General features: G+C 56.3%; 17 protein-coding genes. 5 read left to right on the forward strand and 12 right to left on the reverse strand.

Going from position 1 to position 22,378, the window contains the following annotated elements; all coding sequences use genetic code 11:
* Positions 1–94: 94 nt before the first annotated feature.
* Together FW764_RS24205 and FW764_RS24210 are read left to right on the forward strand one after the other, a co-directional pair.
* Positions 95–352 (forward strand): hypothetical protein, encoded by a 258-nt coding sequence (locus FW764_RS24205; RefSeq protein ID WP_446436081.1) that lies wholly within the window; start codon positions 95–97, stop codon positions 350–352.
* Positions 353–649: 297 nt separating this feature from the next.
* Positions 650–2,104, forward strand: a complete 1,455-nt coding sequence (locus FW764_RS24210) for a TrkH family potassium uptake protein (protein ID WP_446436082.1) — start codon at positions 650–652, stop codon at positions 2,102–2,104.
* 90 nt (positions 2,105–2,194) lie between these two features.
* On the opposite strand, the gene FW764_RS24215 is transcribed toward FW764_RS24210, so the two are convergent.
* The 7 genes from FW764_RS24215 to FW764_RS24245 all read right to left on the reverse strand — a co-directional run bounded on the left by FW764_RS24215 (position 2,195) and on the right by FW764_RS24245 (position 9,531).
* Positions 2,195–2,491: a DUF6388 family protein gene (locus tag FW764_RS24215; RefSeq protein ID WP_446436083.1), complete on the reverse strand. Its 297-nt coding sequence runs from the start codon at positions 2,489–2,491 to the stop codon at positions 2,195–2,197.
* A gap of 17 nt (positions 2,492–2,508) precedes the next feature.
* Positions 2,509–3,717 (reverse strand): D-alanyl-D-alanine carboxypeptidase family protein, encoded by a 1,209-nt coding sequence (locus FW764_RS24220; protein ID WP_446436084.1) that lies wholly within the window; start codon positions 3,715–3,717, stop codon positions 2,509–2,511.
* Between the two features lie 104 nt (positions 3,718–3,821).
* Positions 3,822–5,219 carry a sensor histidine kinase gene (locus FW764_RS24225; protein ID WP_446436085.1) on the reverse strand — a complete coding sequence of 466 codons (1,398 nt, stop codon included), beginning with the start codon at positions 5,217–5,219 and terminating at the stop codon, positions 3,822–3,824.
* Complete coding sequence (locus FW764_RS24230; RefSeq protein WP_446436086.1) at positions 5,197–5,877, reverse strand: response regulator transcription factor; 681 nt, start codon at positions 5,875–5,877, stop codon at positions 5,197–5,199. Before FW764_RS24230 ends, FW764_RS24225 begins: the two co-directional genes overlap by 23 nt.
* A 214-nt stretch (positions 5,878–6,091) precedes the next feature.
* Entirely contained in the window at positions 6,092–6,478 is a 387-nt protein-coding gene (locus tag FW764_RS24235) for a DUF1850 domain-containing protein (protein ID WP_446436087.1), read from the reverse strand.
* Positions 6,475–8,502 (reverse strand): TRAP transporter permease, encoded by a 2,028-nt coding sequence (locus tag FW764_RS24240; protein ID WP_446436088.1) that lies wholly within the window; start codon positions 8,500–8,502, stop codon positions 6,475–6,477. The genes FW764_RS24235 and FW764_RS24240 overlap by 4 nt, the downstream gene beginning before the upstream one ends.
* 75 nt (positions 8,503–8,577) lie before the next feature.
* A complete protein-coding gene (locus FW764_RS24245) occupies positions 8,578–9,531 on the reverse strand; it encodes a TAXI family TRAP transporter solute-binding subunit (RefSeq protein WP_446436089.1) in 954 nt (317 codons plus the stop codon).
* 241 nt (positions 9,532–9,772) lie between these two features.
* Here FW764_RS24245 and FW764_RS24250 point away from each other — a divergent pair, with 241 nt between their 5' ends.
* Complete coding sequence (locus tag FW764_RS24250; protein ID WP_446436090.1) at positions 9,773–11,095, forward strand: chloride channel protein; 1,323 nt, start codon at positions 9,773–9,775, stop codon at positions 11,093–11,095.
* Positions 11,096–11,101: 6 nt separating this feature from the next.
* Here FW764_RS24250 and FW764_RS24255 read toward each other — a convergent pair whose 3' ends face one another.
* A complete protein-coding gene (locus tag FW764_RS24255) occupies positions 11,102–12,379 on the reverse strand; it encodes a DUF2254 domain-containing protein (protein ID WP_446436091.1) in 1,278 nt (425 codons plus the stop codon).
* Positions 12,380–12,486: 107 nt separating this feature from the next.
* The gene (locus FW764_RS24260; RefSeq protein ID WP_446436122.1) at positions 12,487–13,740 is read right to left on the reverse strand and encodes a cation:proton antiporter; all 1,254 of its coding nucleotides are present in this window, start codon (positions 13,738–13,740) and stop codon (positions 12,487–12,489) included.
* Positions 13,741–14,040: 300 nt separating this feature from the next.
* Between FW764_RS24260 and FW764_RS24265 the strand changes: the two genes are divergently transcribed.
* Together FW764_RS24265 and FW764_RS24270 are read left to right on the forward strand one after the other, a co-directional pair.
* Positions 14,041–15,921, forward strand: a complete 1,881-nt coding sequence (locus tag FW764_RS24265; protein WP_446436092.1) for a DUF294 nucleotidyltransferase-like domain-containing protein — start codon at positions 14,041–14,043, stop codon at positions 15,919–15,921.
* Positions 15,918–16,640, forward strand: a complete 723-nt coding sequence (locus FW764_RS24270) for a 3'-5' exonuclease (RefSeq protein ID WP_446436093.1) — start codon at positions 15,918–15,920, stop codon at positions 16,638–16,640. The genes FW764_RS24265 and FW764_RS24270 overlap by 4 nt, the downstream gene beginning before the upstream one ends.
* A 157-nt stretch (positions 16,641–16,797) precedes the next feature.
* Here FW764_RS24270 and FW764_RS24275 read toward each other — a convergent pair whose 3' ends face one another.
* The 3 genes from FW764_RS24275 to FW764_RS24285 form a co-directional block, all read right to left on the reverse strand.
* The gene (locus FW764_RS24275) at positions 16,798–18,417 is read right to left on the reverse strand and encodes a methyl-accepting chemotaxis protein (RefSeq protein WP_446436094.1); all 1,620 of its coding nucleotides are present in this window, start codon (positions 18,415–18,417) and stop codon (positions 16,798–16,800) included.
* 325 nt (positions 18,418–18,742) lie between these two features.
* Entirely contained in the window at positions 18,743–20,410 is a 1,668-nt protein-coding gene (locus tag FW764_RS24280) for a BCCT family transporter (RefSeq protein WP_446436095.1), read from the reverse strand.
* Between the two features lie 228 nt (positions 20,411–20,638).
* Positions 20,639–22,126, reverse strand: a complete 1,488-nt coding sequence (locus FW764_RS24285) for a SulP family inorganic anion transporter (protein WP_446436096.1) — start codon at positions 22,124–22,126, stop codon at positions 20,639–20,641.
* Positions 22,127–22,378 lie beyond the last annotated feature (252 nt).

Here is a 22,378-nt window from a genome sequence, read left to right on the forward strand (position 1 = left end):
CAGGCCCAGCGATGGCTAACAGAATGAGGATTGAAGGCTTGCTCACGCACGCCACTCAAACGCACGTTGGCAATCACCTGTTGAGGCAATCGCTATGACCCAGCCGCTATCCGCTGTTTATCAATACATCGTAAGGGAGCTGGCGCCCACCGAGCATGCGCCGGATGAAGCCCCTGTTTCGATTATTTGTCAGCCACTCCACGCAACTGCAAGTTCGCCTGCGCAGGGCAGGATAACCCTGCACCTTGAGAGGGGCACCACACTTGAAGAAGCGCAGGCCATCGCGAAAACTCTGCAAACCAAGGTCAAGGGGATGTTCCACCTGAAGGCCTCGGAGGACGAGGTGATCTAAGGCAGGGATCGCGGCTGGCCATGGCCCCGAATTACCGATGGCTGCGATTTCGTGTCATGGCAGGCTTGGCGAGTGGCGTTGGCTGACTCGACACTGGTGGGGCGTGTTGGGTGAAGGTGGGCGCAATGTCTGGCGGTTAAAAAAAGCTGAGGTAACGATCCTTAGCCGCGTGCGCTTTGGAATAGGCTAAGGTTGACGAAGCGCCCCATAGACCCTAAAAACTTTACGGAAAATTTACGGGTGGAGAAGTTTTGGCGCCGCGATACTGCGCGGCGCTAATTTGCCAGGTTATTGTTTATGTCCCACGCGGCAATACGACTCATCGGCTTTGTCTTAGGTCTGTTTCTGATTACGTTGGCCATCAGCATGGCCATTCCCATGATCACCTTGGTGGTCTATGAGCGCAGCGACGATCTGTCTGCCTTTCTTTGGTCCAGTTTGATTACGTTCATCTGCGGCCTGTTGCTGGTCATGCGAGGGCGCCCAGAGACTGCTCAACTTCGTCCAAGGGATATGTACCTGCTGACGACCGGCAGTTGGGTGGTGGTGTGTACCTTCGCGGCGTTGCCAATGGTGTTTATCAGTCACATCAGTTACACCGACGCCTTTTTTGAAACGATGTCTGGCATCACAACCACCGGCTCAACGGTGTTGAGTGGTTTGGACTCCGCCTCGCCGGGGCTATTGATCTGGCGATCGATGCTTCACTGGCTGGGTGGGATCGGTTTTATCGGCATGGCCGTGGCGATTCTTCCGCTGCTGCGAGTAGGGGGCATGCGGCTGTTCCAGACAGAGTCTTCAGACTGGTCGGAAAAAGTGACGCCGCGCTCCCATGTGGCAGCCAAATACATTCTTTTTCTCTATTTGGGACTCACGGGGGGCGGAACGCTCGCGCTCTGGATTGCCGGGATGACGCCATTTGACGCCGTCAATCACGCCATGTCGTTGATCTCTACCGGTGGCTTCTCGACGTCGGATGCCTCGCTTGGGCATTGGACACAGCCTGCTATTCACTGGGTAGCAGTTGCCATCATGATACTGGGTAGCCTGCCTTTTACGTTGTACGTCGCGACATTGCGTGGCCATCGGCGCGCGCTGCTGAAGGATCACCAGGTTCGTGGATTTATTGGGTTCTTGGTCTTCGTGTGGCTGGCGGTAGGTACTTGGCTTTGTCTTCACAGCGATTACGGATGGTGGGATGCATTTCGTATCGTGGCGGTGAATGTGACATCGGTTGTCACCACCACCGGTGTTGCCGTCGGCGATTACACCGTGTGGGGCAGCTTCTCGGTGTTGCTTTTTTTCTATTTGACCTTTGTGGGCGGCTGTTCAGGTTCCACGGCGGGGGGGCTTAAAATCTTCCGTTTTCAAGTGGCGGCAACTTTACTGGTGAGCAGTTTGAAGCAACTGATCCACCCGCGTGCCGTGATTCAGAAAAAGTACAATGGCCACCCCATCGACGAAGAGATCTTACGTTCGCTTTTGACGTTCTCATTCTTCTTCACCATCACGATTGCTGTAATTGCCTTGGGCCTGAGTCTGATTGGGCTGGATTGGACAACGGCGTTGAGCGGTGCCGCTACGGCGGTGTGTAACGTCGGGCCTGGGCTTGGCACGATCATTGGGCCAGCCGGTAATTTTTCATCACTGCCGGATGCCGCCAAATGGCTATTGACCCTAGGCATGCTACTGGGACGGCTGGAAATCCTGACAGTGTTAGTGCTCGTCACGCCGGTATTCTGGAGATATTGAGTGCTCACTGTTGATAGGCTGAGCCAGGATTGACGGTCAGCACTGCGGGCCGTCGCGACGCGAAGCGCCTATGCATGCGCGGCCCAAGGGCTACTCGGTGACCCCATTCAGCGTGCAGTAATCCTTCCATGTCATCTCAACCATCTCTGACACTTCCCGATGGAACGCCAGGGTCAGGCGTTTCAGCTCTTGGGGAGACTGGGCAATCACTGTCAGCGTCAGCTCCCATACCTCTACCCCAAGCCTTGCGGCCTCTTGCTCAAAGGCCGATTCAATACACAGTTTCTTTTCAGTCTGACTCAGTCCCTGTACAGCGTCATTGAGGGATGAATCGCCTTCGAAGAATTTTGATAGCGCGAGTTCTTTGCGTAGATCATCGGAGTTCATGACCTTCTCCTCACTATTCACGTTACCTGGGCCTCATCGAACCAGTTGCGGACTGTCTGGGTAAAAAACAAATGCACGGTATCCCACCAGCGTTGCCACCAATGGCCTTGCTCTGCGTCCGCAAGGACCACCAAGGGGCGACTCCCCAGCTTATGCTCAGCGTCGAACAGCTCGAGCCTTCCGACGACCGTGCCTGCCGTGATCGGGGCTTCGATGGGGCCATCAAACGCCAGGCGCATCTCGACGTCGCGATTTTTATTCTTGGGCAGCGTGAGGGTCATGTCTTCAAGCAAACCCACATTCACGTAGGGCTGTATGCCTTTCCAGAGCGCGACTTGCGAGAGTACTTCGCCACCTTTCTTATAGGTTTGGGTGTCGTAGAAGCGAAAGCCGTACCCCATCAGTTTTTCTGTTTCTGCCGTACGCTTATGGGCGCTACTGGCGCCCAGAACTGCGCTGATCAAACGTTGCCCGTCCCGCTGTGCGGAGGCGACCAAGCAGTACCCTGCTGCCTCTGTGTGCCCGGTCTTCAGGCCGTCGTAGGTGGAATTACGCCACAAAAGCGTATTGCGGTTGGATTGCTGAATGCCGTTCCAGGTGAAGGTTTTCTTGGCGTAAAGAGGGTAATAGGTGGTCCCTTCGTTGATGACTTTTCGAGCCAGGGTCGCCATGTCGCGTGCGGAAGAATAGTGCTCCGGGTCTGGCAGGCCGGTGGCGTTCATAAAGTGGGTGTTGAGCATTCCCAGTGCAGAAGCGGTGGAGTTCATCATCCCGACAAACCCGGCTTCGCTTCCCGCGATATGTTCGGCCAGCGCAACGCTTGCGTCATTGCCTGAGTCGACGATCACGCCGCTTAGCAAATCGTGAACCGAAGCAGAGCTGCCGGGCTTGAGAAACATGCGTGAGCCACCTGTACGCCAGGCATTTTCGCTCACGACGACCTCATCATTGGCGCTTATCAGGCCGGACTTGAGCTCATGCGTCGTGATGTACGCAGTCATTAACTTGGTCAGGCTGGCCGGTGGCAGGCGTGCATCACTGTTGTGGCTGGTAATGACCTTGTTCGTTTCTGCGTCGATGAGTATCCAGGCGTCGGCGCCCAGCTTCGGCGCGGCGGGGATCATGGCCCCCAGGGTGGCGCTGGCAGCCAAAACGGCATTCGCCCAAAGAAGTGGTGGCGTTACACACAGCACGGTTAACACACGCAGGAACAACAGATATTTCACAAGCAAAAGGCCTTGGGTCAGCAATACGTGCTGTCAAACTAGGCCTGGGTGGCAGGGCGCTCAAATTAACCAGTATTAAGTTAAATTTAATCTTCGGGTGCCGATCAATCCGTGGCTTGAGCGCTGAACATCGGGCAGTGAATCAATACGCGTGTTCCCCTGCCCGAGGCGCCTGGGTGGAGATCCAGTGTATATCCGTGCAATTTCACGATGGCGGCGACTAACGACAGGCCTAAGCCGTGGCCAGGGTTTATCTGGCTTCCCTCGCCGCGATAGAGCCGGCGAATCACATGCGTACGGTCCGCTTCAGGGATGCCGGTGCCATCGTCGATGACTTCAATAATGACCGCTGCGTCCTTGATACTCCCCCGCAATTGGATATGGCCGCCCTCAGGGGTAAATTTAATGGCGTTATCGAGCAGGTTGACCAGCGCTTCGAACAGTAGCGAAGAGTCGCCATACACCCGGGGGCAATCGCTGGGAATGTCCAGCCTAAGCGTTTGGGCGCGGTCCAATGCCATCGGCTCGTAAAACTCATGCGCCTGTTTCAACAGCGCCATGATCGGGAAGGGCGCAAAGGCGGAGCGGCGGCGAATATCCTCAAGCTCGGCGACACGCAGCAGCCCTTGAAAGCGCACCATGATCGACTCGCTCTCCTCAAACGCCTGGTTCAAGGTCTGCTTATGTTCATGGGCCAGCGGCAATTGCTGGAGCTGATAGAGCCGTGCGCGTAAGCGTGTCAAAGGTGTGCGCAAATCATGGGCAATACCGTCGCAGACGCTTTTCACTTCATGCATCAACTGCTCAATGTGATCGAGCATCGTATTGACGGCGTTGGCCAGCATATCCAGTTCATCGCGGCGTGTTGACAACGGCAAACGCTCAGCCAAGTTGCCCGAAACGATACTTTCGGTACACAGCTGCAGGCGTTTGACGCGGCGCAATGGGCGACGTCGCAGTAAGCGCCAGCCAATCAGTCCGGGGATAAGGGTTAATGACAACCCCCACATCAGGGCCTGCTCGATAATGCCACCCACGGCGGAAATCGACCCGCCGTCACGTGCCAAAATCAGAATATGCCCGTCGGCGCGCCGTGACAGCAAGGCATAGCTGCTTCGGGTTTCTGTGCTGGGTAGCGCAATGCTCAGGCCGCGCTCAAGGTAATGAACCTGGCCATCGTCGGGCAGGTTGGAGCGCAGTTTCAGCAGGTCGCCGGCGACATGGGTGCCATCGGGTGCAAACAAACCGTAGGCGTCGATCCCGGGAGTCGAGTAAGCCTCACTCGCCGCCAGCTCAGCAAGCAGGTTCGAGTCGTCGACCTTTTGATAGTAGTGGGCGCGCTGCAACAACGTACGCTCGGCAACCGTGCCCAGATAGTGAGAGATTTCCCAGTACAGCACACCGGTAAAGAGTGCTCCCCAGGCCACGAAAAACACCGCGTAAAACCCGATCAATCGACTACCGGACGAGCGCCATTGCTCATTTTTGGGTAGCGAGGACATAGCCGGCACCGCGTATTGTATGGATCACAGGTGAGTCTTTGTCGCTTTCCAGCTTTTTACGCAGCCGACCGATGTGCACATCAATGATGTTTGTCCCGGGGTCGAAGTGATAGCCCCAGACACCTTCAAAGAGCATGGTGCGAGTGACCAGTTGGCCGGCACTGCGCATCAGGAAATTGAGCAATTTGAACTCGGTGGGCAGCAACGGGATGTCTTCGTCATTGCGAGTCAGCTTGTGCTCCACCAAGTCCAGTCGCAGGTTGCCGCAACTGAGGTGTGGGTTGCTGGGGTCTGTGGCGGTGCGTCTGAGCAATGCGTCAAGACGCGCGACCATCTCGACGGCCGAAAAGGGCTTGGTCAGGTAGTCATCGCCGCCCGCACGAAGTCCGAGAACGCGCTCATCTACGTCCGAAAGAGCGCTGATCATCAGGACCGGGGTCTGAATTCCGAGACTGCGCAAGGTGCTGACAATCGTCAGCCCGTCAAAGTCCGGCAGCATGCGATCCAGCGTAATGGCGTCGTAGCCGCCTGCAATCGCCAGGGCCAGCCCGTCGCGCCCGGTGGCCGCCCACTTTGAGCTGAAGCCGTGGCGTTGGAGTTCGGCGACGATGATTTCCGCCGTCACTTGGTCGTCCTCTATGACCAACGCATTACTCATGATGTCCTCCCTTTGAACCTGTCTTTCGGTGCTCCCGACTCAATGCCGACACCCAGTGCCAGCGAACCCTATTGATCTAGGGCGCGCGCGAACACTAACTATTTCTTAACCCACCTTAACCTGCCCACCTCGCCAGCATGGAGATATTACGGATAACACCCTAACGTGCTGATTGAGATGAGCGGAAATGAGGGTGAACGTGGTCATCCGGCCATCAGTCGGTTTTGCACGTCCACATTTGAATGAAAGGATGGCGAGTGGTTGGCGCCCCCACCCAATGACTCAGGGCGTAACACTGGCCATCCACACACAGCTGGTAATCGCCAGCCTCCGGTGTTCGCCCCAGGCGCAAGGGTTGCAAGGGTGGCAGTAGGCGCCGGTAGTGCCAACTGCCATTTTCCAGTTGCGCGTCGTCTGGAACCTCCATCCCCGCGCCGTTACCGCGTACACGTGCTTCTTCCAGCACTAGCCCTGGCTCGGTCACGCGGTAGTCTTCCTCCCAGCGGATCTTTTCAATGGTGTGATCCCAGGCCAGCGTGAAGTGGGAAACCGACAGCTGGGCCCACACTACACCCGTCAGGCCCAGGCACACGCCGATCATGGGAGGGCTGGCTCGGCACGTCGGGACCGCCAGATATGCTGGAATATCACCACGATCCCCAGCGCGAAGCCCAATTCATCGGTCAGCGGTAACGCCACCACCAGCAAGGCGCCAGCAACCACACACAGCACTCGCTCCCACAGGGGCATTTTGCGCTGCAAATACCCGGTGGACGCCATGCCCCAGAGCCCGACCGCCAACAGGGTCTTGACCAGCATGTACGCGGTCATCCACAAGTTATCACCTTGCAGCATCAACGCCGGGTTGTAGACCGCCATAAACGGTATGACAAACCCCGCCAGGGCAATTCTCACCGCCCACAGGCTGATCTTGAACCCGGTCTCTTTGGCGATGGGTGCTGCGGCAAAGCAGGCGAGGGCGACTGGGGGCGTCAGGTCGGCGAGGATGCCGAAATAAAACACGAACATGTGCGACACAATCAACGGTACGCCCAACTCCAAAAGGGCAGGCGCTGCGATCGAGCTGGTGATGATGTAGTTGGGAATAGTGGGAATCCCCATGCCCAACACCAGGCACGTGATCATCGTCAGAATCAGCGAAAGCAGTAGGTTGTCTCGGCCGATCGCCAAGATATACCCCGCAAACGTCGACGCGACGCCGGTCAGTGAAACCACGCCGATAATGATGCCCACCAAGGCGCACGCGATGCCAACCGGTACAGCATGGCGTGCACCTTCTACCAGGGCGTGCAGGCAAATGGTCAGGGTTTCGTGCCCGCCCTTGATGAACCCACAGACCCCCACCAGCACTGCAATCACGGCGAAGATCACGCCGATTCCCAGTTGGAAAAAGCCGGTACAGAGGATGCCCAGCGCCATCCAGAAAGCGCAGCGCAAGCCAAAGCTTTGTACTCTCAGGATGATCGCCGAGCCGAGAATCACGATGGCCGTGAGTGCCAGTCCGACCATGCCGGAAAACAATGGCGTGCGCCCCGAAAACAGTAAGTAGACCAATACCAGCAGTGGGATCAGCAGGTACCAGTTCTCCTTCACCGCTCCCAACGCACTGGGGCATTGATCCTTGGGCAATCCCTTGAGGTTGGAGCGCTTGGCTTCCAGGTGGACCATCCAGAAGACCGAACCAAAATACAGGATGGCAGGGATCAACGCCGCCTTGGCGATCTCCACGAACGGTACGTTGATGGTTTCGGCCATGATGAAGGCGACGGCGCCCATGACTGGCGGCATCAGCTGACTGCCCATGCTGGCGGTCGCTTCCACCCCGCCGGCAAAGGCAGCCCGGTAACCAAAGCGTTTCATCAGAGGGATGGTGAATTGCCCTGTGGTCACCACGTTGGCGATGCCCGAGCCGGTAATCGTGCCCATCAGCGCCGATGAGGCCACGGCGACCTTGGCCGGCCCACCTAGTTTGTGGCCGAACAGGCCCATGGCAAAGTCGGTGAACAGTTTGATCATGCCTGCCTGTTCGAGGAATGCGCCGAACAGGATAAACAGGAAGATGTAGGTCGCCGAAACATAGGTGGGCGTGCCGTACAGCCCTTCGGTGCCAAAAGACAGTTGGTTGATGATTTGGTCGAAACCATAACCTCGATGTGCCAGTTCCCCCGGTAGATACTCGCCAAACAGGCCATACGCCAGGAACAGCCCGCATATGATCGGCAGGGCTATGCCCATTACCCGTCGAGCGGCTTCGAACACCAGCACCACCAGCACAATGCCGATCACCGTGTCCGCGGTTGTCAGGTCCCCAGAGCGCTGGATCAGGTCCGCCTCGTACCACCATTGATAAAGGGCGGTAACAATGGCTGCCAGGCTGAGAACCCAGGCCAATGGTTGCCAGGGGCGCTTGTTGCCATAGGCCGGATAGCTCAGGTAGACCACCCACAATAAGAAGCCGACGTGTATCGCGCGCAGTACCTGGCTTGAAAAGGGTGAAAACGCTGCTGTGACGATCTGAAAGATCGAAAATAGCAACGCGACGTAAAACAGCGTTTTTGGCCAGTCTCGCGGGTTCGCAGAGATGCCGTGATGATCTTCACTCATTAGCTGCCTGCCTCACTGCATGGAAAAAGGGCGAACCGTAGGCGCAGCGATCGGGTGCCGCTGCGCCGTGCCTCGCTAGAGCGCGCCTTTTTCGGTGTAGTAGCGTTCGGCGCCCGGATGAAGCGCAATCGGCAGGTTCTTGGTGGCGTTCTCCAGGGTGATGTCCTTGGCAGCCGAATGAGCGTTACCCAGACGGGGGAGGTTTTCGAACAATAATTTTGTCATCTGGTACGCCAACTCATCGGGTACATCCGAGCGGGTTACCAGAATGTTGGTGATCGCAACCGTCGGCACCGCGTCAGGTTGGCCGTCATAAGTGTTGGCCGGAATCATCGCGCTGTGATAGGCCGCGTTGCCGATGTTCGCCACCACTTCCGGGGGGATCGCCACATAGTTCAGCGGCATCACCGATGACAAGTCGCGGATGGCGGCCATGCCCAGTCCGGAAGACTGCAAGGTGGCATCCAGTTGCCGGTTCTTGATTAGCTCAACTGACTCGGCAAAGGGCAGGTATTGCACCTTGCCCATGTCTGCATAGGTCAGGCCCGCCGCCTTGAAAATCGCGCGAGCGTTCAACTCGGTACCCGATTTCGGCGCTCCGACCGAGATGGTCTTGCCTTTAAGGTCTGCCAGCGTCTTGATACCCGACTCTTTGCTGGCCACAATTTGAATGTAGTTGGGGTACGCGCCGGCAATGGCACGTAGCTTGGTCAGGGGTGTATTGAAGCCGGCCTCCTCGACGCCGTTCTTCGCATCCGCCACCGAGTCACCCAGTGCCAGTGCCAACTCGCCTCGACCCGATTGCAGCAGGTTCAGGTTCTCCACGGAGGCCTTGGTGGCCTGAACCGAAGTCTTCACGCCGGGGATGCCTTCATTGTAAATCTGGGAGAGACCGACCCCGATCGGGTAATACACCCCGCTGGTGCCGCCTGTCAGGATGTTAATGAATACCGGGGCTGCCTGTGTCGCGGTGGTGAGTGTCAGGGTGGCGGCGGCTGCCAGCAGGATGAAGCGGTTCTTTACTCGCATGGGAATCTCTCCGGCTTGTTTTGTTTTTATTCAGAGCGACTCAACTGTAGTTGATTGATCACCGCAGTGGCGAGCGGACAGTCATACTATGTATCAGAATGGCTGGCTGAGGGTGCCGGGCGAGCGGTCAGGCGGGAGTGGGGGTTGTAGTTATCTGGTCACTGCCGGTTGGACCTGAGCGTTTAACCCGTTAACCTCGTTATTACATTTTATTGAATTTCAACAACGGGAATCCGCTCGGGTGATCAAACCGATATTGCTGATACGTCGTCGCTTTGCTTCGATCCGATGGCGTACTCGAGTGACGCTCTGGGCCGCTGCTACCCTCGCAGGTTTGCTGGTTGTGATGTTCGCCCGGCTGGCTGACCTGGCGCTGATGCAGTTCGCTCAACAGGCCGCCGCCCGGCCGTGGCTGCCGTTTATCTACACGCCGCTGATCGGCATGTTTGTGGTGTGGATGACCTCGCGTTTTTTTACCGGGGCCCAAGGCAGCGGTATTCCCCAGGTGATCGCGGCCACACGGTTGGCCCACCAAGGCAAGCCCGTGAATAAGTTGGTGTCGTTGCGTCTGGCCTTCGCCAAGATAGGGCTCGGTACCCTGGCCCTGACCGGTGGTTTTTCAGCGGGGCGTGAAGGGCCTTCGGTGCAAGTCGCCGCCTCGATCATGCATTTCTTTCACCGTTACCTGCCCAACGCACGCATCATTCGCCCTGAAGACCTTATCCTGGCCGGCGGCGCAGCGGGGATTGCCGCCGCCTTCAACACGCCCTTGGCCGGTGTGGCCTTTGCCGTAGAGGAGCTGGGGCGCAAGTTGGAAACCCGCACCAGCGGGGTGTTGCTCAGCACGATCATTTTGTCGGGGATGGTCGCGATTGCCTTGCAGGGCAACTACAACTATTTCGGGCATTTCGACGTACAAGAGGCCAATCTCGATATCGTTGTTCCGGTACTGGCGATTGGTATTGGCTGTGGCCTTATGGGGGGGTTGTTCAGTCGGATGCTCCTGTGGCCACAGCGGTATCGCAGTTTTGTCGTCTGGGAGTGGCGCCGCCTGCATCCCGTCTGGTTTGCAGGTGGCTGCGGTATGATCGTGGCGATTCTCGGTTGGCTCAGCGGCGGGATGTCCTTTGGCAGCGGTTACGGGATCACCTCGCAGATCATCGTGTCCGATGTCGGTTTGCCGTGGCACGCACCAATTACGCGGTTTCTTGCGACCGTCGTCACTTATTTTTCCGGTATACCGGGCGGTATTTTTGCCCCCTCTTTGGCGGTAGGCGCTGCTGTCGGGGCCAATGTTGCTGAATACTTCGCTCTGGCGGCACAGCCCATCATTGCACTGTGCATGGTCGGGTTTCTGGCAGCAGTCACGCAATCGCCGATCACCTCTGCAATCATCGTGATGGAGATGATCGACAGCCATGGCATGGTCATCAGTCTGATGGCGGTTGCGCTGATTGCCAAAGCAGTCAGTGCCAGGATGGGCCCCGAGCTCTATCAGCAGTTGGCCCGTGGCTTTCTGCAATCGGAGGGCAGTGGCGCCGCCGCGCAAAAAGCCAACACGTAGAGTGGGTCAGTGCAGCAGCGGTCGCGCCGCTGCGCTGAGCGTGCGCCGATCCTCTTCGAGCACAAGCGCAGTGTTCGCGTGCTTGAGCAGCCGTTCTGCGTGCCGGGTACAGGCCCCCCTGAACATCACCGGGTTTATCTGCGCCAGGCTCACAAGGGCCTTCATCATACGCAGGTCGACTTCCACCAGGCCCGCGCCATCTCTGGCAATCGGTGCGAAGAAGTCATCGAACAGGTCATCCACGGTCAAACCGCGCAGGTAAACGTGCTGGCAGTCAGCGTCGATTTTCGCGGCAGGTTCTTTAGGTTTACCCCAACATGTCAGGCTTCTGATGCCGCGGCCGATAACGTCAATGGCGGTGCCGGGGTCATTGACGGCCGGCGATAAGGCGCGGGAGGCGATCTCCGACAGCACTGACAGGCCGAACCTTGGGTCGTGTTCAAACGTGCGACGCACGCCGATAGCCAGGGTGGCGATGATTTTTTCGCTGCTCGACGCCAGGTCCTCCGCGCGCGCCTTGCTCAAGCTGACGGTTCGGGCGAGCGGCATGCCTACATGCACGAAGCTTCCCGGCAGGACGTCCATAAATATCTGTATCTCGTCTGCTTTAGCGATCGCGCCTAACGCCTGAACGTCGATGTGCTGGACGTATCCCGTCTGAAGGCTGGTGATGATCAGCGCAGAACGGGGGACCGTTGACTCGCAAGGGTAGGCGGCGGCGCCCAAATGCGGCCATTGGACGCGATGGTTAATGGCATCAATGGTTGCCTGCTCGACACGGTCAATGGTTTCTCCTACCCGCCCAAGCTTGGACAAATGATCGATCCAGCGCAGCAGTGTGTAGACAATCAGAATGACCACGGCGATGGTTACCGCGAATAGCAATACCCTCCCTTGTGTACCGTAGGCGCCGGTACTCAGGGCAATGATCCCCACCAGGCTGAACAGGAATGAGCCGATAAAGGTGGCCAGGGCATTTTGTGTCGTAGTGTCTTCCATCACCAGGGTGGTGGCACGGGGCGTCACGCCGCTGCTCGCTGCACTGTAAGCGCTGACCATGGTACTTAACGAAAAGGTCGTCACCGCGAGCATGCTTGAGGCAATGATGCCCAATATCTTATCGACGGCGTCGGCACCGATGCGGGCGGGCAACGATTCGGGAATGTAGTCCTTGAACACAACGGCGAGTAACGCGGTCGCAATGCCCAGCAAGGAAAACAGACTCGCCCTGAACCACAGCCGTTTGGTCAATTGGTGTAACACCCAGCGCCAGCGTGCAAGCATTTTTTATACCTTCTGCAAATAAGACGAGGGGACCCATCGCAAGGGTTCAAGGAAACGAAGGCGGTGAGTTGATAATCCTCAATAGAGTATTTTGTCTGGCTGAGGGTTCATCCAGCGTCTTTGGTTGCCGCACACGGAATGACTCGCTTGACCAATTTCCCGATCGACATGCCTTGGATCAGAATAGAAAAAACGACCACCAGATACGTCAGGGAAACCACGATATCGCGAGCCGCGCCTGGGGGCAGCGACAACGCCAATGCCACCGATATCCCACCACGCAGGCCGCCCCAGGTCATCACACTCCAGGCACCCTGCGGTAGGCGGAAGCGTTTACCCAATACCGCAATCGGAACCCCTACAGTCAACAAGCGTGATAACAAGGTCAGCACTATGACCAGCAGGCCCGTGGTGAGCAATGGGTTGGAGAACTGGATCAGAACGACTTCCAACCCGATCAATACAAACAGCACTGCGTTGAGTATTTCATCGATCAGTTCCCAGAACATGTCCAGGTTTTTTTCAGTCTGCTCGGACATGGCATGGGAGCGCCCTTGGTTACCCACAATCAGTCCCATCACCACCATCGCCAATGGGCCCGAAACATGGAGCTGAGTGGCGAGTGCATAGGCGCCGAGAACAGCGGCCAGGGTGATGAGCACTTCCTCCTGATAGCTATCGATACTCTTGAGCATTCTGTAAGTGATATAGCCCACGCAGGCACCTAGCAGAGCACCGCCTCCGGCTTCCTTCAGTAACAGCTGCGATGCGCCGACAACCGACGGTGTCGCCCCGCTGGCAATCATTGCGACGATCAGTGAAAACAGCACGACACTCACACCGTCGTTGAACAATGACTCACCGGAAATGACCAGTTCCACGCTATGCGGCGCGCCGGCAGATTTCAGAATACCCATCACGGCGATGGGGTCGGTGGGGGAGATCAGCGCGCCAAACACCAGGCAATAAGACAGCGGTAGCTGCAGTTCTGTGAGGGACAACAGCGCCCAGAGCCCGAAGCCGATGAACAAGGTTGAGAGCGTTGTCCCGACCACTGCCAAGGATGCCACCTGCCATTTGTAAGCCCGCAGCTCCGACAGGTCCACATGCAACGCGCCTGCAAAGAGCAGCAATGACAGCATGCCTTGCATCAGCAGTTCGGAAAAGTCGATGGACTCCACCAGCGATTGCTCAAGGGTATGCAAAGCATGAAAGCCCAGCGCATCGGAGGCCATATTCAACAGTGACAGGCCCAAGGCAATGCCCATCACACCGATGGCGGATGGCAGGCCAACGTAGCGCCGATTGAGATAGGCGAGTACTGCTGTGATGCAAAGGAAGATCGCAATAATGTCCAGCATTGACCCGCTCCAAAAGCACAGGATGAGGAAAGCACCCTCGGCAATGCAGATCGCAAATACCTCTGAGCGTTCAGAAATAACCGCCGCCTGCGCTGTGGATTCAGTGAATGCCGCGCCTGCCGGGAGTGTAAATATGACGGCCAGCCGTTGCGCAGCAGTTGCTGCCACTCATAGCGTAGATCAGACGCGGCGCTTGATCCTCGTATCGGGATGTGATGTGGTGGGCGACACAGAAAGACTACTGCCCTTTGCCATGTAGGGCGCTCGCACTTTTTATTCTTTTCAGCATTTCGAGGTTTCATGCAAATCGAGTTACAGGAGATTAGCGACCACCTCTACCGTTTCGCTCCATTTGATACGCTGCCAAAGGAATCGGTAGACGCCATCGCTCGGCGGGTAGAAGTGAGTTATTTCAAGGCCGGCAGTGACATCCTTGAAGCGGGCGCGATCATTCATGACTTGCACTATGTACGTAGCGGTGCGGTGGAGATTTACCGGCGCAATGGCGAGCTCTACAACCGACTTGTCGAAGGCGATCTGTTCGGTCAGGCCGGTCTGTTGCGCAGTAACAAGGTGCGCTTTCCCGCCAGAGCCTTGGAAGATAGCCTGATTTATTACATACCCGCCGACGTCTTCGCCGACCTGTGTGCGCAGCATGATGCGTTCGCCGACTTCGTTGAAGCTGAGGGGCATTCCAGGCTCAAGACTGCCGTTGAGGCGCAGGGGCGCGCGAGCGAGCTTATTCAGCTCAAATGCCGAGGCCTTATCTCTCGACCCTTGGTATGGGTCACGTCGGATACCTGCGTCGGCGACGCGGCAAAAATCATGACCGAGCAAAGCGTTTCTTGCGTTCTGGTGATGTCTTCTGCGGGCTTGCAGGCGGCTGAAATCCAAGGGATCGTGACGGATCGGGACCTTCGCACACGCGTTGTCGCGGCCGGTCGAAACGCTGACGAAACGTCTGCCCGAGACATCATGACGGCCGAGCCGGTAGCGATAGGCGCAGACGACTCCGTGTTTGAAGCGATGCTGGTGATGTTGCGCCGTAATATTCACCATCTGCCGGTGGTCCATCATGGCCATCCGATCGGGCTGATCAACCTGTCGGATATTATCCGCTACGAGTCACACAGCAGTTTGTACCTGGTAAACAGAATCTCCAACCAGACGTCGGTCGACGGTCTGAAATCGCTTTTGCGTGACCTGCGCGGAACCTATATCCGCATGGTGCGTGACGGCGCGACGGCGCACATGATTGGTAGCGCGATTTCCGGTATTGGCCGGGCCTTTACCCAGCGTTTGCTGGAACTGGCAGAGAAAAAGCTGGGGCCGCCTCCGGTGCCTTACTGCTTCATGGTGCTGGGTTCCATGGCGCGTGATGAGCAGTTGTTGGTGACTGACCAGGATAATGCCTTGGTGCTCGACGACCGCTTCGATCCGCTCCAGCACGATGCTTACTTCCGAGCGTTGGCGACGTTTGTAAGTGATGGCCTGGCCGCGTGCGGTTACAGCTATTGCAAAGGCGGGATCATGGCGACGAACGATCAGTGGCGTCAGCCGTTGAAGGTATGGCGAAGTTATTTTGATCAGTGGATCGAAAAGCCTAACCCGACGACGTTGCTCAATAGTTGTATTTTTTTCGACCTGGACGGCGTATTTGGCCAACTGGAACTCGTACAGGAGCTTAAGGTTCTGTGCGCTCGAAAATCCAGCACACATCCTGTTTTTTTGAGTGCCATGGCTCGGATTGCCCTTAACCGGACGCCTCCATTGGGCTTTTTCCGTACTTTTGTCGTTGAGACAGACGGGCAGCACAAACGGATCATCAACCTCAAGGGGCGAGGCACCGCACCGCTGACGGACCTGATCCGCATCCACGCGCTCGCGTGTGGCAGTACCGCGCAGAATTCATTTGATCGCATGGATGCCATCGCGAACAGCAACGTCATTCCGCCTGAAGCCTTAAAGCAACTGCGATACGCGCTGGAGTTCCTCTCGATGGTGCGAATTCGACACCAGGTTGACGCACTGGAGCAGGGCGCTGCGCTCAATAATTACGTCGAACCGGAACGCTTTTCCAACAGTGAGCGACATAACTTAAAAGAGGCGTTTCAGGTCTTGAGTAATGGCCAGAATTTCTTAAGATTCCGCTATCCATCAAAGGGTCGCCTGCCGTCATGAAACACGTGAAAGCGCAGCCCGATCATAAAATGCTCGAGTGGTCTTCAAAGTTCGAGACCCTGGCAGACAACGCCGTTAACAGCCGCTTGCGACAGTTCTATCAAGCCGGCGCGGTCTCGGCACAGGCTTCCATTGACAGCGTGCAACTGCTGGCCATGGACGTGGAAACTACCGGCCTTGATGCACAAGCTGACAGCGTTGTGAGCATCGGGGTAATGCCGTTCACGCTGCAGCGCATTTATTGTGGGAACTCGCTTTACTGGGTAATAAAACCAGCGTCCGAGCTAAATGAAAAATCAGTGACGTTTCATCACATAACCCATGCTGAAATTTCAGATGCGCCCACCTTTGAGCAGGTGCTGGCCCCGTTGCTGGAGGCCATGGCAGGCAAGGTGATGGTGGTCCATTATCGGAATATTGAGCGGGCCTTTTTGGATCAGGCAGTGCGTAGGCATTTAGGGGAAGGGTTTGAGTTCCCGGTCATCGATACGATGCAGTTGGAAGCCCGACTACACCGGCAAAAGCGCGGGTGGTTCGCTCGACTTATGGGGCGCCCACAACCGTCCATAAGGCTGGCGGATAGCCGTGCGCGCCTTGGCCTTCCGGCTTATCACGCGCACCATGCATTAACCGATGCCCTGGCGACCGCAGAATTGTTGCAGGCGCAGGTGGCGACTTATTACTCAGCGTCCACGCCTGTTGGCGAGTTGTGGAACTGAGTCACCGCTTGGTAGTGAAACGCTAGCGCCTGCCCGACCGATATTCCTCGGCCATTGAGCTTGCAAAAGACTTCCAGTCAAGCACTCAGCGTGTCCCATGATCCGTTTGAGAGCCCTCATCGCGCCAGGCACACATCGTGTGTCCGGCGTCATTTTTTCAAACGACGAAGCGATTCACCATCTTATTAAGGTCAACCGCCAACTTCGACATTTCCCCGCACGCGGTGGCTGTTTGACTGGCGCCCGCAGAGCTCTGGACGGCAAGCTCTCGGATACTGACAAGATTACGGTCAACTTCGCGGGCAACATGTGCCTGTTCTTCTGACGCGGTTGCAATCAACATATTGCGCTCATTAATCTGTGTAATCGCCTTCGCGATCTGATCCAGTGAACTGCTCGCCTCCTGTGCGACATCAAGCGATTGAGTTGCCAACTCTTTGCTTTTGCTCATGGCCTCAACGGCTTCGGCTGAATCAGTCTGCATGGCCGAGATCATCTGCTCTATCTCTTGAGTCGACGACTGCGTACGGTGCGCCAATGCCCTTACCTCGTCAGCGACTACCGCAAATCCACGACCTTGCTCACCGGCCCTTGCGGCCTCAATCGCGGCATTCAACGCTAGAAGGTTAGTTTGCTCCGCGATTGCACGAATCACTTCCACGACCTTGTTGATGCTTTGCGCACGCTGTGACAAAACCTGAATCTGGTCACTCGTGATTTCAACATTTCCGCTGAGTTTTTGAATGGACTTCAATGTTTGAGAGACTCGCTCCAAACCGGTCTCGGTAAATGCCTGAGTACGACGCGACTCTTCCGAGGCCGACTCCGCATTACGGGCCACCTCATCAACAGCCGCACTCATCTCAGTGACCGCCGTGGCGGCTTGGTTGACCTCATCATTTTGTGAGATGAGACCTCGACTGGACGCCTCCGTGACGGCGGTCATTTCTTCTGCGGCAGAGGCCAGTTGTGTCGATGAATCACCGATTTGCATGATGGTTTTGCGAAGGTTCTCTTGCATTTGGGCCAGTGCGTTTAACAGACGTCCGGCTTCATCCTTCCCACTAACGTGCACTTCTTTGGAAAGGTCGCTGCCGGCAATGCGTTCGGCCACCGATAACGCTGCACCGATCGGGGTCGTAATGCTCTTGGTCAGAAGTATTGCCAACCCGACAGTCAGGACGACGACGCCGGTAATAAGGCCAATTATTGTCCAGATGCCTTCGGAGTAAGTATTGGTTGCGTATTGCCCGGCCGCTGTTGCGCCATTGTTGTTGAAGTCAGTCAGGGTTTTGATTTCAGCCTCCATCCTATTCGTCAACGGCCGTATACCTGTACTCACCAGGTTGACGGCGGCAGGTATGTCTCCGCGCGCCATCAACGGTTCGAGGATATCCAGTTGTTTGGCGTACGCATCGGCGGACGCTGTCACTACTTGATAAAGCGTGCGTTCGTCGTTACTAGCGATCAGAGGCTCATAATTTACCACCGCATCCGCGAAAGCCTTCCGGTAGCCTGCGAAGGACGCAACCGTCGATTGAAGTGCTTTAGGGTCAGCAAGTGCACGCTGGGTTTCAAGTCTGAGCCGCATTGAGCCAACGTTCATCAACGCCGTTTGTCGGATACTTGGAAGCCAATTGTTTTCGACATCTTTTTCGGCGTCCCGCAGCTTGCCCATTTGCACAGCAGCGACCGCGCCGAGTACAAAGACCAATGCAATGATCGACGCGAAAAACAAGGAAGCTCGTGGCGCTACGTTGAGGTTTCTAAGGTGCATGCGAACTTCCTGACTGCGAGGGAATGATCTAGGTATCTAGCCTATCGACCTGACGTTAATAAACTTAATCAGGCCGCTCGCTTTTAAGTGCTCTGCTCAGTCGTCTGCGCGCATCATTGCGATGCACGACAGTGCTGCGCTACGTTTAAGTGTCTAATACCAAACGCTGCTGACAGCCAGATCGTGAGCGATCATGCATGTACCCACTTCTTACCGGGACGGTTTTTTCTCTCGTTAATACCCGCCTGCTCAAACTGACGCCATCGCCCTAGGCGATGGCGTCACGGGTGTGTTTGCTGTGCGCTGACAGCGAAAGCCCTATTGGCTAACGAGGCTCAGACATCAGTCCTTTCACGAGGGATATGCATCCCAGCATTAAAACGATTGCGAAAGGCAACCCTGTGGACACTGCCATTGCCTGCAGTGCTACGAGACCGCCGCCCAACAGGAGGGCAATAGCAATCACGCCCTCGATTACCGCCCAGAACACGCGTTGAGGCACAGGCGCATCCACCTTGCCGCCCGCGGTGATCGTGTCGATGACCAAGGAACCTGAGTCCGAGGAGGTAATAAAAAACACAATGACCAGAACGATGCCTAAGAAGGAGGTGATTTCTTTAAGTGGCAGCTCTCCCAGCATGGCGAACAACTTCAGCTCCAGCACAGCGTCCTTGACGCCCACCAAGCCCTGTAAGGTCGTTTGGTCAATGGCCGTTCCACCGAACGTTGTCATCCACAGCACAGACACCACTGAGGGAACGAGCAAGACCGAGATCAGAAACTCTCTGACCGTTCGACCACGACTGACGCGCGCGATAAACATGCCGACGAACGGCGACCAACTGATCCACCACGCCCAGTAGAAGGCCGTCCAGCCTTGGGTGAATTGGGTGTCAGTGCGGCCGAATGGATTTGACAGCGCCGGCAGGTATTCAACATAGGTCACCAGGTTCTTGAAGAACCCGGTGAAGATGGCCAAGGTTGGCCCCACTACGATGATAAACACCAGCAAGAGTAATGCGAGTCCCATATTGATCTGGGAAAGCATTTTGACGCCTTTGTCCAAACCGGAAAGGACTGACCACAGCGCGATCAAGGTGATACCAACGATCAGCACGACTTTACTGAGATTCGTCGATTTTATCCCAAAGAGATATTCAATCCCCGCGGCAGCCTGTTCTGCGCCAATACCCAGAGAAGTTGCCAACCCAAATAGCGTGGCGAATACCGCCAGGATATCGATGATATGCCCCGGCCAGCCCCAAACGCGCTCACCCAACAGTGGATAGAAAATTGAGCGTATCGAAAGCGGTAAGCCCTTGTTGTAAGAAAACAACGCCAGGGACAACGCCACAATCGCATAGATCGCCCAGGGATGAAGTCCCCAGTGAAAGATCGTCGCGGCCATTGCCAAATCGGCGGATGCTTTCATATCGCCTGCTGCACCGCCCAGCGGCGCCCAGTCTGTACGCACTCCGCTCGCATCAACTGTCACGCCTCCCATGGACGCCGCGTAATGCGACATGGGTTCGGCGACGCCATAAAACATCAAGCCAATGCCCATGCCCGCGGCAAACAGCATTGAAAACCAACCGACGTAGGAGTGGTCTGGTTTGGCATCTCTGCCGCCCAAACGCACCTTTCCCAGCGGGGAGAAAATCAGCGCAATGCACAGCACCACAAAAACGTTCGCAATGCTCATGAAGAGCCAGGCGAGGTGGCTGGTCAACCAGTTCCGGATAGCGCTGAAGAGGGGTTCTACTTCATTCTGCAAGGCCAGTGTCAAAATCACGAACAGCAGGATGGTGGCCGCTGAAATGATGAAGACTTTGCCATGGATATCGAGCGAGAACGAAAACTCTCCCTTGATATTGTCTTGACCAATAACATAGTCGGTGTCGATCAGATTGGCAGCTCCACTTGGAGCAGGAATACCGTCCTCACTGGGGACGTGAGGGGTGTTAGGCCGATCATCCGTAGGCTTTTCAACCATAAGAATCTCCTTGTTGTTGGCACGTCTTAACGTGTAGTTGTGATTATCCCCGCTGTTCCTATGGTAAAACGAGATGTAAACGCCTTTATCCTAACAAGCTTTGAGAACAAAACCGGCAAAACCTGCCGATTGCATAGCCCTTCGATCGAATATTTCACAACCCCATGACGTCTTTGTGGGCTGCAATCTGTTCGATTGAGTGCAATGAACAGGTTTGCGCGGGCTCGATTAATGCCCCATCAGCTTATTTATGCCATTCGGTTTGTCGTGAACGCCAAAGCGATCCACGATCGTGGAAGTAGCTTGGTTCATCCCGATGACATCTACGTGAACCCCTTCTCGACGCAGCTTCAGCACTACTTTGTCGAGCGCAGCGACTGAAGTGATATCCCAAAAGTGGGCCTCTCGAAGATCGATGGTCAGTGTCTCCAGTCGTTCCTTAAGATCGAACGAATGAGTGAACCTATCTGCTGAGCCAAAAAACACCTGGCCTGTGACGTAGTAAGTGCGATGGGCATGTGCGGGGTCATGCTGAGAAGTGACCTGCAGGTAATGTCCGATTTTGTTGGCGAAGAACATGGCGGCCAGCAAGGTGCCTGCGACAACGCCGTAGGCCAGGTTATGGGTCGCGACGACTACGACCACCGTGACCAGCATCACGATGTTCGTTGAGAGCGGATAGTCTCTGAGATTGCGGATGGAGTCCCAACTGAAGGTGCTGATGGAGACCATGATCATCACGGCGACCAGCGCGGCCATCGGTATGCGGGCGAGCCAGTCGCCCATGAAGATCATCATAATCAGCAGTGAAACGCCTGCACTCAGCGTAGACAAACGGGTTCGTCCGCCAGATTTAACGTTGATCATCGACTGCCCGATCATCGCGCAGCCTGCCATGCCGCCAATGAGGCTGCTGGTGATGTTGGCGATACCCTGGCCTTTGCATTCACGATTCTTGTCGCTGCTCGTGTCGGTCAGGTCGTCGACGATGGTCGCCGTCATCATCGACTCCAGCAAACCGACGACTGCCAGCGCGGCAGAGTAGGGCAGTACGATCAGCAGTGTCTCAAGGTTTAGCGGCACGCTCGGCCACATGAATATCGGCAGACTGTCAGGCAGCGAGCCCATGTCGCCCACCGTATGTATGTTCAGGCCCATGTAGATCGAAATCGCAGTCAGCACGATGATGCATACGAGCGGCGAGGGGAGCAGTTTTCCTACGCCCGGCAGCCTTGGGAACAGATAAATAATCGCCAGTCCGCCAGCGGTCATGGCGTAAACGGGCCAGGTTACCCCGCTGAGTTCTGGCAGCTGCGCCATGAAAATCAGGATCGCCAAGGCGTTAACGAAACCTGTGACAACTGATCGCGATACGAAGCGCATCAGCTCGCCCAGCCGCAGATAGCCCGCGATTATTTGAAGTACGCCGCACGTCAGCGAGGCAGCGAGAAGGTACTGAAGGCCGTGATCCTTGACCAAGTTGACCATGAGCAATGCCATGGCGCCGGTGGCCGCAGAGATCATCGCCGCGCGCCCCCCAACAAAGGAGATCACCGTGCAGATACAGAACGAGGCATAAAGTCCAACCTTGGGGTCGACGCCGGCAATAATAGAAAAGGCAATAGCCTCTGGAATAAGGGCCAGTGCAACAACGAGGCCCGCGAGGACATCGGCTCGGATATTCGACAGCCACGCGGCTTTGATCTTTTCAAACATTGATTCACCCATGGCAGGCATCACATACCGCGCAGCAGTGGGCGCTGAGCAGTGCATGTGTATCTGTCTTCAATTGAGTTATGGGGTGGCTGCGGGCAAAAAAGCAGGCGCAGCAAAATACGACCGCAGTTAGGAGGCGGTCAGGGTCGTGCGAGGGGGCGGTGCGCTATGGCGGCGTAGGCAGCCAGCTGGAACGGGGCAAGGTAACTCCTTCGGCGTGTCGTCGATAAACCTCAGGATACTAACCCGCTG

It is taken from the genome of Pseudomonas sp. 1152_12 (genome assembly GCF_052850675.1).

Bases quoted from the DNA above. Each gene is read 5' to 3' on its own strand.
- FW764_RS24205 (WP_446436081.1), top strand. From the start codon at position 95: ATGACCCAGCCGCTATCCGCTGTTTATCAATACATCGTAAGGGAGCTG.
- FW764_RS24210 (WP_446436082.1), top strand. From the start codon at position 650: ATGTCCCACGCGGCAATACGACTCATCGGCTTTGTCTTAGGTCTGTTT.
- FW764_RS24215 (WP_446436083.1), bottom strand. From the start codon at position 2,491: ATGAACTCCGATGATCTACGCAAAGAACTCGCGCTATCAAAATTCTTC.
- FW764_RS24225 (WP_446436085.1), bottom strand. From the start codon at position 5,219: ATGTCCTCGCTACCCAAAAATGAGCAATGGCGCTCGTCCGGTAGTCGA.
- FW764_RS24230 (WP_446436086.1), bottom strand. From the start codon at position 5,877: ATGAGTAATGCGTTGGTCATAGAGGACGACCAAGTGACGGCGGAAATC.
- FW764_RS24235 (WP_446436087.1), bottom strand. From the start codon at position 6,478: ATGATCGGCGTGTGCCTGGGCCTGACGGGTGTAGTGTGGGCCCAGCTG.
- FW764_RS24240 (WP_446436088.1), bottom strand. From the start codon at position 8,502: ATGAGTGAAGATCATCACGGCATCTCTGCGAACCCGCGAGACTGGCCA.
- FW764_RS24245 (WP_446436089.1), bottom strand. From the start codon at position 9,531: ATGCGAGTAAAGAACCGCTTCATCCTGCTGGCAGCCGCCGCCACCCTG.
- FW764_RS24255 (WP_446436091.1), bottom strand. From the start codon at position 12,379: ATGCTTGCACGCTGGCGCTGGGTGTTACACCAATTGACCAAACGGCTG.
- FW764_RS24260 (WP_446436122.1), bottom strand. From the start codon at position 13,740: ATGCTGGACATTATTGCGATCTTCCTTTGCATCACAGCAGTACTCGCC.
- FW764_RS24265 (WP_446436092.1), top strand. From the start codon at position 14,041: ATGCAAATCGAGTTACAGGAGATTAGCGACCACCTCTACCGTTTCGCT.
- FW764_RS24270 (WP_446436093.1), top strand. From the start codon at position 15,918: ATGAAACACGTGAAAGCGCAGCCCGATCATAAAATGCTCGAGTGGTCT.
- FW764_RS24275 (WP_446436094.1), bottom strand. From the start codon at position 18,417: ATGCACCTTAGAAACCTCAACGTAGCGCCACGAGCTTCCTTGTTTTTC.
- FW764_RS24280 (WP_446436095.1), bottom strand. From the start codon at position 20,410: ATGGTTGAAAAGCCTACGGATGATCGGCCTAACACCCCTCACGTCCCC.
- FW764_RS24285 (WP_446436096.1), bottom strand. From the start codon at position 22,126: ATGTTTGAAAAGATCAAAGCCGCGTGGCTGTCGAATATCCGAGCCGAT.